General features: G+C 61.3%; 14 protein-coding genes, 3 tRNA genes and 1 pseudogene. 12 read left to right on the top strand and 6 right to left on the bottom strand.

Annotated features, from left to right (window positions below):
• Positions 1-26: 26 nt before the first annotated feature.
• From QTA58_RS23870 to QTA58_RS23850, 5 genes and pseudogenes are all read right to left on the bottom strand, one after another.
• On the bottom strand, positions 27-1,346 hold the full coding sequence (locus QTA58_RS23870) for a site-specific integrase (protein WP_289671194.1): 1,320 nt from the start codon (positions 1,344-1,346) through the stop codon (positions 27-29).
• Between the two features lie 296 nt (positions 1,347-1,642).
• The gene (locus QTA58_RS23865; RefSeq protein WP_289671193.1) at positions 1,643-2,947 is read right to left on the bottom strand and encodes a UDP-glucose/GDP-mannose dehydrogenase family protein; all 1,305 of its coding nucleotides are present in this window, start codon (positions 2,945-2,947) and stop codon (positions 1,643-1,645) included.
• 229 nt (positions 2,948-3,176) lie between these two features.
• Positions 3,177-3,967 (bottom strand): annotated as a pseudogene (gene cysQ / locus QTA58_RS23860) (3'(2'),5'-bisphosphate nucleotidase CysQ).
• A gap of 80 nt (positions 3,968-4,047) precedes the next feature.
• A complete protein-coding gene (locus QTA58_RS23855; protein ID WP_289671191.1) occupies positions 4,048-4,617 on the bottom strand; it encodes a DUF982 domain-containing protein in 570 nt (189 codons plus the stop codon).
• 139 nt (positions 4,618-4,756) lie between these two features.
• The gene (locus QTA58_RS23850) at positions 4,757-5,635 is read right to left on the bottom strand and encodes an RNA methyltransferase (RefSeq protein ID WP_289671190.1); all 879 of its coding nucleotides are present in this window, start codon (positions 5,633-5,635) and stop codon (positions 4,757-4,759) included.
• 208 nt (positions 5,636-5,843) lie between these two features.
• On the opposite strand from QTA58_RS23850, the gene QTA58_RS23845 reads away from it, so the two are divergent.
• The 3 genes from QTA58_RS23845 to tuf all read left to right on the top strand — a co-directional run bounded on the left by QTA58_RS23845 (position 5,844) and on the right by tuf (position 7,453).
• Positions 5,844-5,928 (top strand) — tRNA-Tyr (locus QTA58_RS23845).
• 25 nt (positions 5,929-5,953) lie between these two features.
• Positions 5,954-6,027: transfer RNA gene (locus QTA58_RS23840), tRNA-Gly, on the top strand.
• A gap of 250 nt (positions 6,028-6,277) precedes the next feature.
• Positions 6,278-7,453 (top strand): elongation factor Tu, encoded by a 1,176-nt coding sequence (gene tuf / locus QTA58_RS23835; protein WP_085423122.1) that lies wholly within the window; start codon positions 6,278-6,280, stop codon positions 7,451-7,453.
• An 88-nt stretch (positions 7,454-7,541) separates the two neighbouring features.
• On the opposite strand, the gene QTA58_RS23830 is transcribed toward tuf, so the two are convergent.
• On the bottom strand, positions 7,542-8,849 hold the full coding sequence (locus QTA58_RS23830; protein ID WP_289671189.1) for a capsular biosynthesis protein: 1,308 nt from the start codon (positions 8,847-8,849) through the stop codon (positions 7,542-7,544).
• Positions 8,850-9,015: 166 nt separating this feature from the next.
• Here QTA58_RS23830 and QTA58_RS23825 point away from each other — a divergent pair, with 166 nt between their 5' ends.
• The 9 genes from QTA58_RS23825 (at position 9,016) to rpoB (ending at position 18,539) form a co-directional block, all read left to right on the top strand.
• Positions 9,016-10,392, top strand: a complete 1,377-nt coding sequence (locus QTA58_RS23825; protein WP_289671188.1) for a capsular biosynthesis protein — start codon at positions 9,016-9,018, stop codon at positions 10,390-10,392.
• Positions 10,393-10,511: 119 nt separating this feature from the next.
• Positions 10,512-10,587, top strand: a tRNA-Trp gene (locus QTA58_RS23820).
• Between the two features lie 199 nt (positions 10,588-10,786).
• Entirely contained in the window at positions 10,787-10,987 is a 201-nt protein-coding gene (secE, locus tag QTA58_RS23815; protein WP_289671187.1) for a preprotein translocase subunit SecE, read from the top strand.
• Between the two features lie 16 nt (positions 10,988-11,003).
• Positions 11,004-11,534, top strand: coding sequence for a transcription termination/antitermination protein NusG (nusG, locus tag QTA58_RS23810; protein ID WP_289671186.1), 531 nt, complete (start codon positions 11,004-11,006; stop codon positions 11,532-11,534).
• A gap of 179 nt (positions 11,535-11,713) precedes the next feature.
• Positions 11,714-12,145, top strand: coding sequence for a 50S ribosomal protein L11 (rplK, locus tag QTA58_RS23805; protein WP_085423127.1), 432 nt, complete (start codon positions 11,714-11,716; stop codon positions 12,143-12,145).
• Between the two features lies 1 nt (position 12,146).
• On the top strand, positions 12,147-12,842 hold the full coding sequence (rplA, locus tag QTA58_RS23800; protein ID WP_085423128.1) for a 50S ribosomal protein L1: 696 nt from the start codon (positions 12,147-12,149) through the stop codon (positions 12,840-12,842).
• Between the two features lie 343 nt (positions 12,843-13,185).
• The gene (gene rplJ / locus QTA58_RS23795) at positions 13,186-13,704 is read left to right on the top strand and encodes a 50S ribosomal protein L10 (RefSeq protein WP_085423129.1); all 519 of its coding nucleotides are present in this window, start codon (positions 13,186-13,188) and stop codon (positions 13,702-13,704) included.
• A 58-nt stretch (positions 13,705-13,762) separates the two neighbouring features.
• Positions 13,763-14,146, top strand: coding sequence for a 50S ribosomal protein L7/L12 (gene rplL / locus QTA58_RS23790; protein ID WP_085423130.1), 384 nt, complete (start codon positions 13,763-13,765; stop codon positions 14,144-14,146).
• A 256-nt stretch (positions 14,147-14,402) separates the two neighbouring features.
• Entirely contained in the window at positions 14,403-18,539 is a 4,137-nt protein-coding gene (gene rpoB, locus QTA58_RS23785; protein WP_289671185.1) for a DNA-directed RNA polymerase subunit beta, read from the top strand.
• Positions 18,540-18,667: the final 128 nt, after the last annotated feature.

Genomic DNA, 18,667 nt, shown 5'->3' with positions numbered 1-18,667 from the left:
TCAGACTAGCAGTTGGCGCGGTTCATTTAGCACCGCTTCTCGTCTCCCTTGGATGTCTCCGGCGAGATCCTGCATGTGGTTTCCTCTTTAGCGTTGACCAGACTTGCAACGTGTGCAGCCCATCCACTCAGGGCAACTCGTTTTTCATCTGCATAGTCGTACCGATTATAAACCGCCGCGACCCCTTTGATCGATCCCGATCGGTGGTTAAGTACGGCTTCCACTACATGGACAGGAACGTTAAGGCGAGCCATGCCGCTGGCCGCGGTACGTCGAAGGTCGTGGAATGTCCAAGCGTCCACCTCGACGCCCTCCGGGTCATTACCACGCTTTGTTGCCTCCCGTTGGGCAATCGACAGCATTTCCTTATCGAGCAGCGCTTTGGCTTTTGAGAAACCTGACACAGGCGTCTTGCCGCTCGTCGTGAACAGGAAGATGGGCTTTGCCTTGTCGTCTTCAGATGGCTTGATGCGCGGCAACGCATGGACCAACTCCAGCGCTAGAGAGGCGAGGGGGACGAAATGTTCCTTTCGGTTCTTCGATCTCTCCGGCGGAATAACCCATAGCTGATCATTCCCCTCGATTTCCATCTCTACCCATTGCGCGCCGGCTACCTCGCTGCGCCGCTGGCCGGTCAGGAGCAGCAGCTTGACCATGGGGCCGAACGGATATCCAAGATTTTCAGCCGCAAGCCATATCAGGCGGATTTCCTCGTCTGTTAGAATGCGGTCGCGGCTCTTCTCTTCCGATGGAGCCTTGATCGAAACAACTGGAGAGGCCGCGACGATATCGCGTTCAACAGCCCAAGCGAAGAACTTGCTCAGCAGCGCTCTCACGCGGTTCGCCATGGTGGGTGCGCCTCGGTCAACAATCTCGTCCAGCAGATTGAGAATGTCCCGCTTGGTCACAGTTTTGATGAGCTTCTGTTTCCATCGCGGCTTCAGGTCGGCCTCAATGATCCTCTTCGTCTCGTCGATGTAGGATTGGCGGTTCTTCACCTCGACATACCGGGTAACAAACTCGTCCAGGACGGCGGGCATTAGGTCCATATGCGCCGGCCGCTCTTTTTCCCGCTCCGTCTTCTCGGTTGCCGGGTCTCTCCCCTCCGTCACCATGCGCAGAGCTTTCTGCGCTTCTTTCCTCGCGTCAGCCAAGCCGATCGCAGGATAACCTCCTATCGTCATCTTCCGGGGTTTCCCCGCATGGCGATATCGGACGGCCCAGCTCTTCAAGCCTGATGGCTGGACGATCAGGTAAAGCCCCTGCAACCCTCCATCGGCTATTTCCTTCCGGGAGCTTTCGGCTTTGGCGGCTTCGACTGATTTGACGGTGAGAGGGGCTGGCATTCGGGGTAACACCGGGGTAACAGAATTGCGTGACAGGTGATGAAAGGTCACGCTATCTTATGGCGGTGCGATTTGCCAATAAGCTCTTGTTCTCAGGGCCTTTCAGCGCTGTGGATGAATCGCTATGAAATGCCGCGCAAGGTTCGGTTTCCTGATTTGTAATCAGGGGGTCGCGGGTTCGAACCCTGCCGGGGGCACCACTTCCACGCTGCAGCAGACAGCTTTTCCGCGGTTTCGAAATCGACAGGCCCATGGTGTTGGGCAGGCGCAGAGCTTTGCCCCGCGCCCCGCTTTCGTCATCCGGCCTTGCCTACGCCCGTATAGGTGAAGCCGTGGGCCTCCACTTCGGGCCTGCGGTAGACGTTGCGCAAATCGACGAGGACCGGCGCCTTCATGACGGACTTCAGGCGTTCGAGATCGAGTGCGCGGAGCTCGTTCCATTCCGTGACGAGGACGGCGACATCGGCGCCCTCGGCCGCCTGGTAAGGCCCGCTTGCAAATTCGATCTCCATGAGCTGCCTGGCGTTTTCCATGCCTTCCGGATCGTAGCCGGAAACGATCGCCCCGGCATCCTTCAGCGTCTGGACGACGGCGATCGCGGGGCTGTCGCGCATGTCGTCCGTGTTCGGCTTGAAGGTGAGGCCGAGGACGGCGACCTTCTTGCCGCGCACGTCCCCGCCGGCGGCGGCGATCACCTTGCGGCCCATGGCGCGCTTGCGGTTGTCGTTGATGGCGATGGTCGTCTCGATCAGGCGAACCGGGCTGTCATGGTCCTGCGCGGTCTTGGCAAGTGCCAGCGTGTCCTTCGGAAAGCACGAGCCGCCGTAACCGGGACCGGCATGCAGGAATTTCGAGCCGATGCGGCCGTCGAGGCCGATGCCGCGCGAAACGTCCTGCACGTCGGCGCCGACGCGCTCGCACAGATCGGCCATCTCGTTGATGAAGGTGATCTTCATCGCCAGGAAGCCGTTCGCGGCATATTTGATGAGCTCCGACGTGCGGCGGCTGGTGAAGAGAAGCGGCGACTGGTTGAGATAAAGCGGGCGGTAGACCTCGGTCATGACGCCGCGGGCGCGTTCGTCGGAAAGGCCGACGACGATGCGGTCCGGCCGCTTGAAGTCCTCGATCGCCGCACCCTCCCGCAGGAATTCCGGATTGGAGACCACGGCGAAATCCGCATCCGGATTGGTTTCCCGGATGATCCGCTCCACTTCGTCGCCGGTGCCCACCGGAACGGTGGATTTGGTGACCACGACGGTGAAGCCCTTCATCGCCGCGGCGATCTCGCGGGACGCGGCATAGACGTAGCCGAGGTCGGCATGACCGTCGCCGCGGCGGGACGGCGTGCCGACCGCGATGAAGACGACATCGGCGTCCGCGACCGCGCTGCCGAGATCGGTGGTGAAGGAAAGACGTCCGGCCTTGACGTTCGATTCGACCAGCGCGTCCAGTCCCGGCTCGAAGATCGGGATGACGCCCTTCTTCAGCGCCTCGATCTTTTCCACCGCCTTGTCCACGCAGATCACGTCATGTCCGAAATCCGCAAAGCAGGCTCCCGAAACCAGGCCAACGTAACCCGATCCAACCATTACAATACGCATCAGCAATCCCCGTCATGGTTAAGCAGAACGTCTACTCTCATCTGCAATTTTTCCTATTCGTATCGAGTTTTTATTGCAACGCATCATCCGAGATTACGATTAATTCGAGCGGCATTTGCGTGGGAGAACCTCAGATCTATGCGATTCGGTGAAGTTGGCGTCGTGGGCCCGAAAATCGGCGGTCTCTGTGACCATGGTATGACCGGCTGCGATCCGTTGGCCTGTGACCTCAGGCCGGGTCCGCACGCCGTCCCCAGGCGATGAAATCGGGATTGACGAAATCCACCATGCCGGTCCGCCCGGAAGCTTGCCGTAGCGGAGTGGTCCGCCGTCAAGCTGGAGCGTCGCGCCGCCCGCCGCACGCAGCACCGCGTCGCCGGCCGCCGTATCCCATTCCATCGTCCGCCCGAAACGGGGATAGAGGTCGGCCGCCCCTTCCGCCAGCAGGCAGAATTTCAGGGACGAGCCGATGCAGCGGATGTCCGACGCCCCCGATGTCTTGAGAAAGGCTTCGGTCTCGGCTGAGCTATGGGAGCGGCTGGCTACCGCGACCGGCGGCGTCTCGACCGGTCTGGCCGAGATCGCTTCCCGGCTGGATACCGCCATGTCCTCATCGATGACGAGCTTCACCGCTTCCCCGCCGCCGCCGAGATAGGCGACATGTAGGGCAGGGGCGTAAACGACGCCGAGCACCGGTACGCCGTCCTCGATCAGGGCGATGTTGACCGTGAAGTCGGGATATCCGCTGATGAACTCCTTGGTGCCGTCGAGCGGATCGACAAGGATGAAGGAGCGCCCTTCGATCGCGGGAATGCGTCCGATCGCAACCGCCTCCTCGGCGACCACCGGGATATCCGGACACGCCCGGGCGAGCTCGGCCAGAATGATCGCCTCGGCCTGCTCGTCTGCCTCCGTCACCGGCGAACGGTCGGCTTTGTAGCTGGTATTCGGCCCGGCTTTTTGGACATCCAGAATGGCCTTGCCCGCGACAAGCGCGGCTTTTTCGAACGTGGCGAGCATGGAATTCATGGTGGGCGGTCACATCGATTTGCGAAGGACCTGCAATGACATGTTTGCGCGCCGCTTGGGAGTCTTAAAAACTAGCGGACCCCGCGATTCGGCCTTCGCCAGGCATCGATGTCGATGTTCAGGAGATCGGCCGCATTCCTGCATGTCTCCAGAAGGATCATGCCCAGGATTTCCACCAGCCGCGTGAGCAATTCCCGCATCCCGACCCTCTCGGATCGAGGCGCATGGGACGGCGGCAGATCCCAGGAAATGACAGGACCGGATATCCGCCTTTCCTCGAAGACATCTGCTTGTGGGACAGGTGGCGCCGCGCCGGTATAGGCCGGTTCGAAATGCTCCTGGAGATCATGGCTGAGGCTGGGAAACAGGCTCCATTGGGCGTCCAGGAAGGTTTCCGGCTGAACGTGGTACCCCGCATCCAAAGCCGCCTCTATGAAGTCGGCGCGTGCCAGGCCCGCTATGGCTCTCCCGGTCAGGACATCGCGGCAGGTCGTCACCGCCGTCATGTGTGCCTCGCTCCGCTTTGCGGGCCAGGCGCCGAGAAGCATCAGAGCAGCCTCCAGCGTATCGGAAACGGTCACCAGACCGGGCCGTCCATACATTTCCAGAACGACGGGCTTTCTCCAGGTTCCGCGATCCATCCCCATCTCCCAGCAAGAACATTAGGAAGATTTCATATAAAGCTTGCGCGAAGATGGATTTCGACCGGCAGTTGAGATGAAGGATTATCCCAACTTCAGTCGTGATGCTTTGCGTCGAACACCTGGTGGGAATCAAATGTCAAGTTCGCTCCGCCAGATGCTGCCGAGTGGCATAAAGCGCCACGGCGGCCGCATTCGAGACGTTGAGCGATTTGATCGCGCCCGGCATGTCGAGCCTTGCCAGCGCGGTTACGGTTTCGCGGGTCTTCTGCCGCAGGCCCTTGCCCTCGGACCCGAGCACCAGCGCGATCCGGTCGCCGGCGAACGTGCCTTCCAGCGGCGCCGGTCCCTCCGAATCGAGCCCGATCGTCTGGAAGCCGAGCCGGTGCAACTCGCCGAGCGCATCGGCGAGATTGGTGATCTGTATATAAGGTATGAGCTCGAGCGCGCCGGAGGCCGATTTGGCAAGCACGCCGGACTCCGTCGGGCTGTGTCTCTGGGTGGTGATGATCGCTCCCGCGCCGAAGGCGACGGCCGAACGCATGATCGCCCCGACATTGTGCGGGTCGGTCACCTGGTCGAGGACGAGGAGCAGCGGGCTTTCCTTCAGCGCCTCCAGCCGGCGCACTGGAAGTGGCCGGGTCTCAAGCATGACGCCCTGGTGGATGGCCTCGGGGCCGAGCACCCTGTCGATATCCTGGGGTGATACGAATTCCACCGGGAAAGAAAGGGCGGATGCCTCGCCGGCATCGAGCCGCGCAAAGGCGTTCTGTGTCACCGACAGCTTGATCAGCTTGCGCTCGGGGTTGTCGAGCGCGGCGCGTACGGTGTGCAGGCCATAGAGAAAGACCTGATCCGGCTGAAGCTGCGGCGGCTTCCAGTCCTTGTTGGATTTCGGCCGCTTCTGCGGCGGCGTCGGAATTTCGCCGCGCTCGCGCTTGGCGTCGCGCACGGCACGGCGCAGCGAGGCGTAATGGCTGTCGCGGCCGGATTTGTCCTGTCGGTCTTCCTTGCTCATGGCGCCTTATAGCGGTGCCGGGCCGTTCGGCAAAGCCCTCCCGCGGCCGGGAGGCGCAGGTCGCGGGGCAATTTATTTTTTCGTCATTTTTCCAAAAGCCTCGTGTTGACAGACGGGAACGGTGCGGTCATATACGCGGCGCAGATCGCGGGACGGGGAAACGTTCTTCGGTCTGACGAGCTTGGTCAGCAGATCCAGACGGAAAACTGGAGGGATGCCCGAGTGGTTAAAGGGGACGGACTGTAAATCCGTTGGCTCAGCCTACGTTGGTTCAAATCCAACTCCCTCCACCATTCTGTCGCCGGATCGGACCACCCCGCGGGTATAGCTCAATGGTAGAGCAGCAGCCTTCCAAGCTGAATACGCGGGTTCGATTCCCGCTACCCGCTCCAATCTTCATCCGTTTGGCTATTCTGCATCTCACGCGTTGCCTCGGCCGGTGCTTTGCGTATGGCATCCGGTGAGGCCGCCGGTCGCCGCCGGCGACGTGACCTTCTCCGCCCTGTCCGGTACGGTTTTCGAGGCTCCCCCTTGTCCCGGCGCGTGTCGTAATTATGTCTTGCGCATTCTTTGGGAAAGCCTTAAACGGCGACACCAAACCCGCTCGCCGGGTCCACCTCTTATGTTCACAGGAAGCATTCAATGGCAAAGAGCAAGTTTGAGCGGAACAAGCCGCACGTCAACATTGGCACGATTGGTCACGTTGACCATGGGAAGACGTCGTTGACGGCAGCGATCACGAAGTATTTCGGCGAGTTCAAGGCGTATGACCAGATCGACGCGGCTCCTGAGGAGAAGGCGCGCGGGATCACGATTTCGACGGCGCACGTGGAATACGAGACGCCGAACCGTCACTATGCTCACGTCGACTGCCCCGGCCACGCCGACTATGTGAAGAACATGATCACGGGTGCGGCGCAGATGGACGGCGCGATCCTGGTCGTGTCGGCTGCCGACGGCCCGATGCCGCAGACGCGCGAGCACATCCTGCTGGCCCGCCAGGTCGGCGTTCCGGCGATCGTCGTGTTCCTGAACAAGGTCGACCAGGTCGACGACGCGGAGCTTCTGGAGCTTGTCGAGCTTGAAGTGCGCGAGCTTCTGTCGTCCTACGACTTCCCGGGCGACGACATTCCGATCGTCAAGGGTTCTGCGCTTGCGGCGCTGGAAGATTCGGACAAGAAGATCGGCGAAGACGCGATCCGCGAGCTGATGGCGCAGGTTGATGCCTATATCCCGACGCCGGAGCGTCCGATCGACCAGCCGTTCCTGATGCCGATCGAAGACGTGTTCTCGATCTCGGGCCGCGGCACGGTTGTGACGGGCCGCGTCGAGCGCGGCATCATCAAGGTCGGTGAGGAAGTCGAGATCGTCGGCATCCGTCCGACGACGAAGACGACCTGCACGGGCGTCGAGATGTTCCGCAAGCTGCTGGACCAGGGCCAGGCCGGCGACAACATCGGCGCGCTGCTGCGCGGTGTCGACCGCAACGGCGTCGAGCGCGGCCAGATCCTGTGCAAGCCGGGTTCGGTGAAGCCGCACAAGAAGTTCAAGGCCGAAGCCTACATCCTGACGAAGGAAGAGGGCGGCCGTCATACGCCGTTCTTCACGAACTACCGTCCGCAGTTCTACTTCCGCACGACGGACGTGACGGGCATCGTGACGCTGCCGGAAGGCACGGAAATGGTGATGCCGGGCGACAACGTGACGGTCGACGTGGAGCTGATCGTGCCGATCGCGATGGAAGAGAAGCTGCGCTTCGCCATCCGTGAAGGCGGCCGCACCGTCGGCGCAGGCATCGTCGCTTCCATCGTCGAGTAATCGACGGCGACATCGAAATAGGAAGGGCCTCGCCGGAAACGGCGGGGCCTTTTTGCTTTTCGGGGCGCAGCAGGGCCGGTCGGCCGCCTTACCTTGGGTCAATTCCGGAAAAGAGTTCCTTCTCGTAACGGAAGGATACGGGATCGCGCGGCTTTCGAAAGGCGAGGGGAAGCCTGTCTTCCGTCTCCATGAGCCGTTCGGCAACGTGTTCGACACCGGCGCTGATCGCTTCCCTGCCGATGAAGCCGCCGCGCACCTGCGTGGTCGCCGCGAGCGCCCGCATGAAGGCATCGAAGAGAGCCGGGTCCGGAGCCGAAGGCCTCTGCCAGAAGGCGGCGAGGCTTTCCTGGAAGGTGAGCCCGGGCACATCGTAGATCGCCGATCCCAGGACAATGACCGGCTTTCCGGCGGCGAGCGCCGTCAGCCCCACCGTCGAATTGACCGTCACGACGCCCCTGGACTTTTGGATCAACGCGTCCGTATCGCCGCCGTCCGCGACGAATACCCGACCGGCGACGCCGTGCCGTCCCGCCGTTTTGCCGATGCGATCCGGCCAGCGCGACAGGCCGTTGTCGATCGGATGGACCTTGAAGAGCAGCCGGCTTCCGGCCGGGACATGCCGGGCGAAGGATGCGATGGCCGCGTCGGCGAGCCTGAAGAGATCGCCTCCGGGCGCATGCCGGCGGATCTGATAGTCTCCGGGAAGTTGAAGGGGAAACAGGAAGAAATCTGCATTGCCGTCCGGGTCGGGGGCCAGAGCGGCCGCGATCGCCTTCTCGGCCTCGCGCCGGCGCTTTCCCGCCGTCAGGCCTTTCCAGATCCAGCCGCTGTACTCGACCAGCGGATGGACCGGGCCATGCGTCCGGTAGTGCGGATGAACGAGCCGGCCGAGAACGACGTTCGGAATGTGGAAGGCGAGGTCGTAAAGCGCATAGGTGAGAAAGCTCGACCGGTAAAGGCCGCCGGACGGGACTGCCGGCTTGCCCGCGGCCAGCGCTTCGATCTCGCGCGGCTTCCGCGGGAAGCGGGAATGAGCGGACATGCCGTCGGGTTCGACCGTCAGCCAGTCAGGCCTCAGATAACCGTGTTCCAGGATGTGGACGCGAAGTCCCCCGCGGATGCCGATGTCCGCGGCGGCTGCATGGGTGCGTCGGCCATCACCTAACATGACAATGTCGGTGATATTGTGATCGCGGATGTAGCATTCGAGATACGCGGGCCACTTATCGTTGCGATCTCTGAAGAAGTCGCTTTCCCTCGGCCACCAGAAGACCAGATCCCCGAGGCAGACGCCGATTTTTTTAACGGAAGCGCCTTTCTTTTCAATTGCTTCCGCCAGCAGCCTGAGGAAGGGTGAAGCTGGCCCCTGAAGGAACAGGAACGTGCGTGATTTCATGGCGCGCAACCTGTGGGAATGATATAAGGCGTCGGGTTTGGCATTGACGGAGGAGCTGCCTTGATGAAAATACCCGCGATGTTTAGCGGCAAATCACGCAATTGACACCGCTTTTTGTCCAGTCGTCCGGCGCGTAACCCGAGTCACAAGCAGCATTGGCTTTCGCATGACCAAAGTCCTCTTCCTGCAGGGTCCTCCTTCCGTTTTCTGGCGAGAGCTGGCCGAAGCGTTCGAGGCGCAGGGTATCGGAACGAAACGCGTGAACTTTTCGTTCGGCGACCAGCTCTATTGGCGCCGGCGCGGAGCGATCAACTATCGCGGCACCTTGCGGGGCTGGCCGCGCTACCTGGCGGACCTGGTTCGCCGGGAAGGCGTCACCGATATCCTCTATTATGCGGACCGCTTGCCTTATCACCGGCTGGCGACACGCATGGCCCGCAAGCTCGGTGTTCGATGTCATGCCGTGGAATTCGGCTATTTGAGGCCGGACTGGATCACCCTGGAACGGAACGGCATGGGACGGTTCTCCCATTTTCCGAGCGATCCGGATCACATCCGCCGGATTGCGAAACAGGTGGGCATTCCCGATCTGAAGGCTCATTACGGCCATACCTTCGGGCAGGAGGCGACGAATGAGGTCGTCTACAACCTCGCCGCCTATTTCGGCCGGGCGATGTTTCCGTTTTACCGTTCGGACAAATATTACGATCCGCTTTTCGACTATCTCTCCTGGCTGCCGCGCATGTTCCGTCCGCGGCACGACCTTCCGGAAGGTTTCCTGGAGGACGAGAGCAAGGTCAACTACCTGCTGGCGCTGCAGTTGCAGAGCGACTACCAGATCCGTGCGAATTCGCCCTACCGGCACCTTTCGCAGATGCTCGACCAGGTGATGCAATCCTTTGCGCGCCATGCGCCGGAAGGCAGCCGGCTGATCGTCAAGCAGCATCCGCTCGACAACGATCTGGAGGGATGGCGTAAAGTGGTGGCGCAACTCGCGGCGCGTCATCGCATCGCCGGCCGGGTTGTCTTCATCGAGAAGGGCGATCTCGGCAGGATCCTCAAGAGGTCTCGTGGCGTCGTCATCGTCAATTCCACCACCGGCCTTCAGAGCCTGCGCCTCGGCATACCGACCATCGCTCTCGGTTCGGCGATCTACAACGTCCGGGGCCTGACCCATCAAGATGGGCTGGACAGTTTTTGGCGCCATCCTGAGGCGATCGACACCGAATTGCTAGCCGATTTCGTCAAGGCTCTGGCCGGCACCATTCAGGTGAAAGGCAATTTCTACCACGAAGAAGGCCGCAAGGTCGCCATCGAGACCATCGTCGCTCGCGTGGCCGGGGAAATGGTCAACCAGCCGGACGCTTATGTGGAAAGGCCGCCGCGCCTTTCCTGGCGGCGCCTCCCGCCGATGCCGGGAAGAAGCGCCCAGTCCTCGGGTATCCTGTCGGGCACGGAAATCTTCGTCGGCGGCCCGGAGCCGGCGCTTTCGGTCGGGCGCTTTGCGGACGCTTCCGACCCCCGCAACAGAAACCCGGGATAGAAGGCGGCGATATTCAAAAACGCTCTTGCAAAGCGCGGCGCATCCCCTTAAAGGGAGCGCCTAGCTCGCTGGCGGCAAATGGATTGTCCCAAATGGATTGTCTGATCCGCCGGGGTCGAAGGGGTATAGCTCAGTTGGTAGAGCGGCGGTCTCCAAAACCGCAGGTCGGGGGTTCGAGCCCCTCTGCCCCTGCCATTTCCGATGATTGGCGCGAGATTGACCGCAGCGGAATTGTCTGAAACTGGCGTGCCGAACGAAGCGACGAAATTTCATCGAACACTGTTTTCCCTCTTGTGTAAAGGGGAAGGGGTGTTTATGTAGGGTTCAAAACAGACACGCGGTGCGTGGGGCTGAGCGAGGTCAGCTTTACGCGCCGTAATTGCGTGGGCAGTCGATGGCATCCAAAACCAATCCCGTTACGTTTCTGCGCCAGGTGCGCTCTGAAGCGGCTAAAATTCATTGGCCGTCTCGGCGCGAGACGATGATCTCTACGGCCATGGTGCTGGTGATGGTTGTTTTTGCTGCGCTGTTTTTCTTCGCTGCGGACCAGTTGATCGGCTGGTTGTTACGTCTCGTACTGAACGTCAGCGTTTGATTCTTGGAGAATGAAGATGGCGGCGCGCTGGTACATCGTCCACGCATATTCCAATTTTGAGAAGAAGGTTGCCGAGGATATCGAGAACAAGGCTCGCCAGAAGGGGCTTGAGCATCTGTTCGAGAAGATCCTGGTGCCGACCGAAAAGGTCGTCGAGGTGCGCCGCGGCCGCAAGGTCGATTCCGAGCGCAAGTTCTTCCCCGGCTATGTGCTTGTCCGGGCAGATCTGACCGATGAGGCTTATCACCTCATCAAGAACACGCCGAAGGTCACCGGCTTTCTCGGTTCCGACAACAAGCCGGTTCCGATCCCGGATTTCGAGGCCGAGCGCATCCTTGGTCAGGTCCAGGAGGGCGTTGAGCGGCCGAAGTCCTCGATCACGTTCGAGATCGGCGAGCAGGTCCGCGTCTCGGATGGCCCCTTCGCTTCTTTCAACGGCACCGTGCAGGATGTCGACGAGGAGCGTTCCCGCCTCAAGGTGGAGGTCTCGATCTTCGGCCGCGCGACCCCGGTCGAGCTCGAATACGGTCAGGTCGAAAAGGTCTGATGAATTTCGAAATGGGGCTGGCTGCTCGCGCGGTCGGCCTCGTGCGGCGTTTGCCGCAAATCGCGTGGGAGGCATGGCGCCTTTAGCCGGACGCCTTGGCCGAACCACGCAACCGCAGCCGCCGGAGAAGTCCGGCATGTCGGGCCGGGAAGCCGGTCCATAACGAAAGGCAGAGAGAAATGGCTAAGAAGGTAGCAGGCCAGCTCAAGCTGCAGGTCAAGGCAGGATCGGCAAACCCGTCCCCGCCGATCGGCCCGGCGCTTGGTCAGCGTGGCATCAACATCATGGAATTCTGCAAGGCGTTCAACGCCGCCACGCAGGAAATGGAAAAGGGCATGCCGATCCCGGTCGTCATCACCTATTACCAGGACAAGTCCTTCACCTTCGCGATGAAGCAGCCGCCGGTCAGCTACTTCCTCAAGAAGGAAGCGAAGATCCAGTCCGGTTCGAAGACCCCGGGCAAGGGCGCCAAGGCCGGTACCCTCACCAAGGCTCAGATCAAGTCGATCGCCGAAGCCAAGATGAAGGACCTGAATGCCGCGGATATCGAAGGCGCAATGGCCATGATCGAGGGCTCCGCCCGCGCCATGGGCCTGGAAGTGGTGGCGTAACATGGCAAAGCTTGCAAAGCGTATTCAGAAGATCCGCGAAGGCGTCGATCCGACCAAGCTCGTCGCGCTCAACGACGCCATCAAGATGGTCAAGGACCGTGCGACCGCGAAGTTCGACGAGACTGTCGAAATTGCCATGAACCTCGGCGTCGATCCACGTCATGCGGACCAGATGGTCCGCGGCGTCGTCAACCTGCCGAACGGCACCGGCCGTGACGTTCGCGTCGCCGTTTTCGCCCGTGGCGCCAAGGCTGACGAAGCCAAGGCCGCCGGCGCGGACATCGTCGGCGCCGAAGACCTGGTCGAAATCGTTCAGGGCGGCAAGATCGATTTCGATCGCTGCATCGCCACCCCGGACATGATGCCGCTCGTCGGCCGCCTCGGTAAGGTTCTCGGCCCGCGCGGCATGATGCCGAACCCGAAGGTCGGCACCGTGACCATGGACGTCACCGGTGCGGTCAAGGCTTCCAAGGGCGGCGCCGTCGAGTTCCGCGTCGAGAAGGCCGGTATCGTTCACGCCGGCATCGGCAAGGCCTCCTTCGAGGCCAAGGCTCTGGAAGAGAACATCAAGGCGTTCGCCGATGCCGTTATCAAGGCGAAGCCGGCCGGCGCCAAGGGCAACTACGTCAAGCGCGTAGCGATCTCCTCGACCATGGGTCCGGGCGTCAAGATCGATCCGTCGACGGTGACGGTTTAAGGTTCATCCGGAGCCTCCGGGCTCCGGATCGCATGAATTCCCGGTCCTTCGGGGCCGGGGATTTTCCGGAGAAATCCGGAATTCCTGTCCGAGATTGCAGGTGGTTTCGACCTTAATCACTTGAACCTGCATGAGACGGGTAAGACCCGAGATTAAAGGACGCTGAGGCGTCCCGCAGTTCGGTTCGAGCCTAGTGTGCCTTGTGCCTGGAACCCGAAAGGGGACAGTGCGAGGGGACAGGATCCTCAAGCGTCGCTTGGGATCTTTTAAAGTGGATCCCTTGAGGCAAAGGCAAACCCGGTGGGGCCTGCAGGATTGCGGTCCCGCCAACTGGAGACAGACAGTGGAAAGAGCGGAAAAACGCGAATTCGTCACGGAGCTGAACGAAGTCTTCAAGGCTTCCGGTTCGGTTGTCGTGGCCCACTATGCTGGTGTCACAGTCGCGCAGATGAACGACTTCCGTTCCAAGATGCGCGCTGCTGGCGGCACCGTCAAAGTCGCGAAGAACCGCCTGGCCAAGATCGCTCTTCAGGGCACGGAGTCGGAAGGGATGTCGGACCTGTTCAAGGGTCAGACGCTCATTGCCTACAGCAATGACCCGGTCGTCGCTCCGAAGGTCGTCTCGGATTTCGCCAAGACCAATGACAAGCTCATTGTTCTCGGCGGCTCCATGGGATCGACCACGCTCAACGCGGAAGGCGTCAAGTCGCTTGCGACCCTGCCTTCGCTGGACGAGCTGCGTGCAAAGCTGCTGGGCATGATTCAGACCCCGGCAACCCGCATTGCAGGCGTCGTTCAGGCACCGGCAGGCCAGCTTGCCCGCGTGTTCGCAGCATATGCCAAGAAGGACGAAGCCGCATAAGGCGGAACTTCGCTGTTCATATTAAACCAGTTCGAACCGAACAAAAGGAACTAGTAAAATGGCTGATCTCGCAAAGATCGTTGAAGACCTCTCCTCGCTGACCGTTTTGGAAGCTGCTGAGCTTTCCAAGCTGCTCGAAGAAAAGTGGGGCGTTTCTGCCGCTGCTCCGGTAGCTGTTGCTGCCGTTGGCGGTGCTGCCGGCGGTGCTGCCGCTCCGGCTGAAGAAGAAAAGACCGAGTTCGACGTCATCCTCACGGATGCCGGCGCGAACAAGATCAACGTCATCAAGGAAGTCCGCGCCATCACCGGCCTCGGCCTCAAGGAAGCCAAGGACCTCGTCGAAGGCGCTCCGAAGCCGGTCAAGGAAGCCGTCTCCAAGGCTGAAGCCGCTGACCTCAAGAAGAAGCTTGAGGATGCCGGCGCCAAGGTCGACGTCAAGTAATACCGGAATGCGGTGGGAGAGGGGATTTTTCCTCTCCCACCGGTTTTCCTCCGAACTGATTACCCAAGAACCGCTGAAAACGGTTCTTGGGTAATGGGTTCTCAAGAGGATGGTCCCGAACCGAACCGAAAAGGCAATCCGGCCTGGCGTGTTGGGGAAGTGGGACGAGATTGGGAATACCCATTGATCGACGGGATCGACTGGCCAGCGAACCCCGTCCGTTGCAGGCCCGGATGCAATTTTTGAAGGAGCGACGATGGCTCAGACCCTTTCGTTTAATGGTCGCAGGCGCGTACGCAAGTTTTTTGGAAAAATCCCCGAAGTCACGGAAATGCCGAACCTCATCGAGGTTCAGAAGGCGTCCTATGACCAGTTTCTGATGGTCGACGAACCGAAGGGCGGCCGCCCGGACGAGGGTCTGAACGCCGTCTTCAAGTCGGTTTTCCCGATCACCGATTTTTCCGGCGCCTCCATGCTCGAATTCGTGTCCTACGAATTCGAACCGCCGAAGTTCGACGTGGAAGAATGCCGCCAGCGCGATCTGACCTATGCGGCGCCTCTCAAGGTGACGCTGCGTCTCATCGTGTTCGATATCGACGAGGATACCGGCGCGAAGTCCATCAAGGACATCAAGGAACAGTCCGTCTACATGGGCGACATGCCGCTCATGACCGATAACGGTACGTTCATCGTGAACGGCACCGAACGCGTGATCGTGTCCCAGATGCACCGCTCGCCGGGCGTCTTCTTCGACCACGACAAGGGCAAGAGCCACTCTTCCGGCAAGCTGCTTTTCGCCGCCCGCGTCATTCCCTATCGCGGTTCCTGGCTCGATATCGAATTCGACGCCAAGGACATCGTCTTCGCCCGTATCGACCGCCGCCGCAAGATCCCCGTGACCTCGCTTCTGATGGCGCTCGGCATGGACGGCGAGGATATCCTGTCGACCTTCTATACGAAGTCCATCTACGAGCGGGACGGCGAGGGCTGGCGGATTCCGTTCCAGCCGGAAACCCTGAAGGGTGCGAAGGCTCTCTCCGAGATGGTGGACGCCGATACCGGCGAAGTCGTCGTCGAGGCCGGCAAGAAGCTCACCCCGCGCCTCCTGCGCCAGCTTTCCGACAAGGGTCTGAAGGCGCTGAAGGCGACCAATGACGATCTCTACGGCACCTATCTCGCCGAAGACATCGTCAATGCGGAAACCGGCGAGATCTATCTGGAAGCCGGCGACGAGATCGACGAGAAGACCCTGCCGATCATCCTGAACGCAGGTTTCGACGAGATTCCGATCCTCGGCATCGACCACATCAATGTCGGCGCCTACATCCGCAACACGCTTGCGGCCGACAAGAACGAGAACCGCCAGGACGCCCTGTTCGATATCTATCGCGTCATGCGTCCGGGCGAGCCGCCGACCATGGAATCGGCCGAAGCCATGTTCAACTCGCTGTTCTTCGATGCGGAGCGTTACGACCTCTCCGCCGTCGGCCGCGTAAAGATGAACATGCGCCTCGACCTCGACGTTCCGGATACCGTCCGCACGTTGCGCAAGGACGACATTCTGGCTGTGGTCAAGATGCTGGTCGAGCTGCGCGACGGCAAGGGCGAGATCGACGATATCGACAACCTCGGCAACCGCCGCGTCCGTTCGGTCGGCGAGCTGATGGAGAACCAGTATCGCCTGGGTCTCCTGCGCATGGAGCGCGCCATCAAGGAGCGCATGTCGTCGATCGAGATCGACACCGTCATGCCGCAGGACCTGATCAACGCCAAGCCGGCAGCAGCTGCCGTTCGCGAATTCTTCGGCTCCTCGCAGCTGTCGCAGTTCATGGACCAGGTGAACCCGCTGTCTGAAATCACCCACAAGCGCCGTCTTTCGGCTCTTGGCCCGGGCGGTCTGACCCGCGAGCGCGCAGGCTTCGAAGTCCGCGACGTTCACCCGACCCACTACGGCCGTATCTGCCCGATCGAGACGCCGGAAGGCCCGAACATCGGTCTGATCAACTCGCTTGCGACGTTTGCCCGCGTCAACAAGTACGGCTTCATCGAAAGCCCGTACCGCAAGATCGTCGACGGCAGGGTGACCAACGACGTGCTTTATCTCTCCGCCATGGAAGAGGCGAAGTACTACGTGGCCCAGGCGAACGCGCCGCTCGAGGCGGATGGCTCGTTCTCGGAAGAGTTCGTGGTCTGCCGCCATGCCGGCGAAGTGATGCTCGCTCCGCGCGACACCATCAACCTGATGGACGTCTCGCCGAAGCAGCTCGTTTCGGTCGCAGCCGCGCTGATCCCGTTCCTGGAAAACGACGACGCCAACCGCGCTCTCATGGGCTCGAACATGCAGCGTCAGGCCGTGCCGCTGGTGCGCGCCGAGGCTCCGTTCGTCGGCACCGGCATGGAGCCGGTCGTCGCCCGCGATTCCGGTGCGGCGATCGCTGCCCGCCGCGGCGGCGTGGTCGACCAGGTCGATGCGACCCGTATCGTTATCCGCGCCACCGAAGACCTCGATCCGTCGAAGTCGGGCGTCGATATCTATCGTCTGCAGAAGTTCCAGCGTTCGAACCAGAACACCTGCGTCAACCAGCGCCCGCTGGTTTCCGTCGGCGACGTTCTGAACAAGGGCGACATCATCGCGGACGGTCCGTCGACCGACCTCGGCGACCTGGCTCTCGGCCGCAACGCGCTCGTCGCGTTCATGCCCTGGAACGGCTACAACTACGAAGACTCGATCCTGCTCTCCGAGCGCATCGTGTCGGACGATGTGTTCACCTCCATCCACATCGAGGAATTCGAAGTGATGGCGCGTGACACCAAGCTTGGTCCGGAAGAAATCACGCGCGACATTCCGAACGTTTCGGAAGAAGCGCTGAAGAACCTCGACGAAGCCGGCATCGTCTATATCGGCGCCGAAGTCCAGCCGGGCGATATCCTTGTCGGCAAGATCACCCCGAAGGGCGAAAGCCCGATGACGCCGGAAGAAAAGCTTCTGCGCGCCATCTTCGGTGAAAAGGCTTCCGACGTTCGCGACACGTCCATGCGCATGCCTCCGGGCACTTTCGGCACGGTCGTCGAAGTCCGCGTCTTCAACCGTCACGGCGTCGAAAAGGACGAACGTGCCATGGCGATCGAGCGTGAGGAAATCGAACGCCTCGCCAAGGACCGCGACGACGAACAGGCGATCCTCGACCGCAACGTCTATGGCCGTCTGACGGACATGCTGCGCGGCCAGATGTCGGTTGCCGGCCCGAAGGGCTTCAAGAAGGGCGTCGAGCTTTCGAACGCCGTGATCTCGGAATACCCGCGGTCGCAGTGGTGGATGTTCGCCGTCGAGGACGAGAAGGTCCAGGGCGAGATCGAAGCCCTCCGTGCCCAGTACGACGAATCCAAGTCGCGCCTCGAACAGCGCTTCATGGACAAGGTCGAGAAGGTCCAGCGCGGCGACGAAATGCCTCCGGGCGTCATGAAGATGGTCAAGGTCTTCGTCGCTGTGAAGCGCAAGATCCAGCCGGGTGACAAGATGGCCGGCCGTCACGGCAACAAGGGCGTCGTCTCCCGCATCGTTCCGGTCGAGGACATGCCGTTCCTCGAAGACGGTACGCATGTCGACATCGTTCTGAACCCGCTCGGCGTGCCTTCGCGCATGAACGTCGGCCAGATCCTGGAGACGCACCTCGCATGGGCTTGCGCCGGCATGGGCAAGCGCATCGGCCAGATGCTGGAAGAGTACAGGAAGTCGACCGACATCACCGAGCTCAAGCGGGAGCTGAAGGACGTCTACGAGAGCCTCGCGAACGACGAAGTGGCGAATTTCGACGACGAGTCCCTCGTCCGTCTCGCCGAGCAGTCCAAGCGCGGCATCTCCATCGCGACGCCGGTCTTCGACGGCGCTCACGAGCCGGATGTGGCTTCCATGCTGAAGAAGGCCGGTCTCGATCCGTCGGGTCAGTCGGTCCTGTACGATGGCCGCACGGGTGAGCCCTTCGACCGCAAGGTCACCGTCGGCTACATGTACATGATCAAGCTGAACCACCTCGTGGACGACAAGATCCACGCCCGTTCGATCGGTCCGTACTCGCTCGTCACCCAGCAGCCGCTGGGCGGCAAGGCGCAGTTCGGCGGCCAGCGCTTCGGCGAAATGGAGGTCTGGGCTCTCGAAGCTTACGGCGCCGCCTACACGCTGCAGGAAATGCTGACCGTGAAGTCGGACGACGTGGCCGGCCGTACCAAGGTCTACGAAGCGATCGTCCGCGGCGACGATACCTTCGAGGCGGGCATTCCGGAGAGCTTCAACGTTCTCGTCAAGGAAATGCGCTCGCTGGGGCTTTCGGTCGAGCTGGAGAACTCCAAGATCGAGACCCCGGCCGAGGGTCAGCTGCCCGACGCAGCCGAATAACGACAAGAAAGGCGCGCGCTTTTTGCGCGCGCCGCTCCCGCCGCCGGTTTTGCCGGCAGGATCGGGAACTTTTGCCGCATTTCGCGGCTATGACCATTTAAGAGCACCGGACCGTCCGTCCCGGGAAT

Origin of the sequence: Neorhizobium sp. CSC1952 (assembly GCF_030378245.1) — a bacterium.
GTDB classification, from domain to species: domain Bacteria; phylum Pseudomonadota; class Alphaproteobacteria; order Rhizobiales; family Rhizobiaceae; genus Neorhizobium; species Neorhizobium oryzae_A.
Note: the sequence above shows the minus strand (reverse complement) of the source record. Positions and strands in the feature narration are given on the sequence as shown.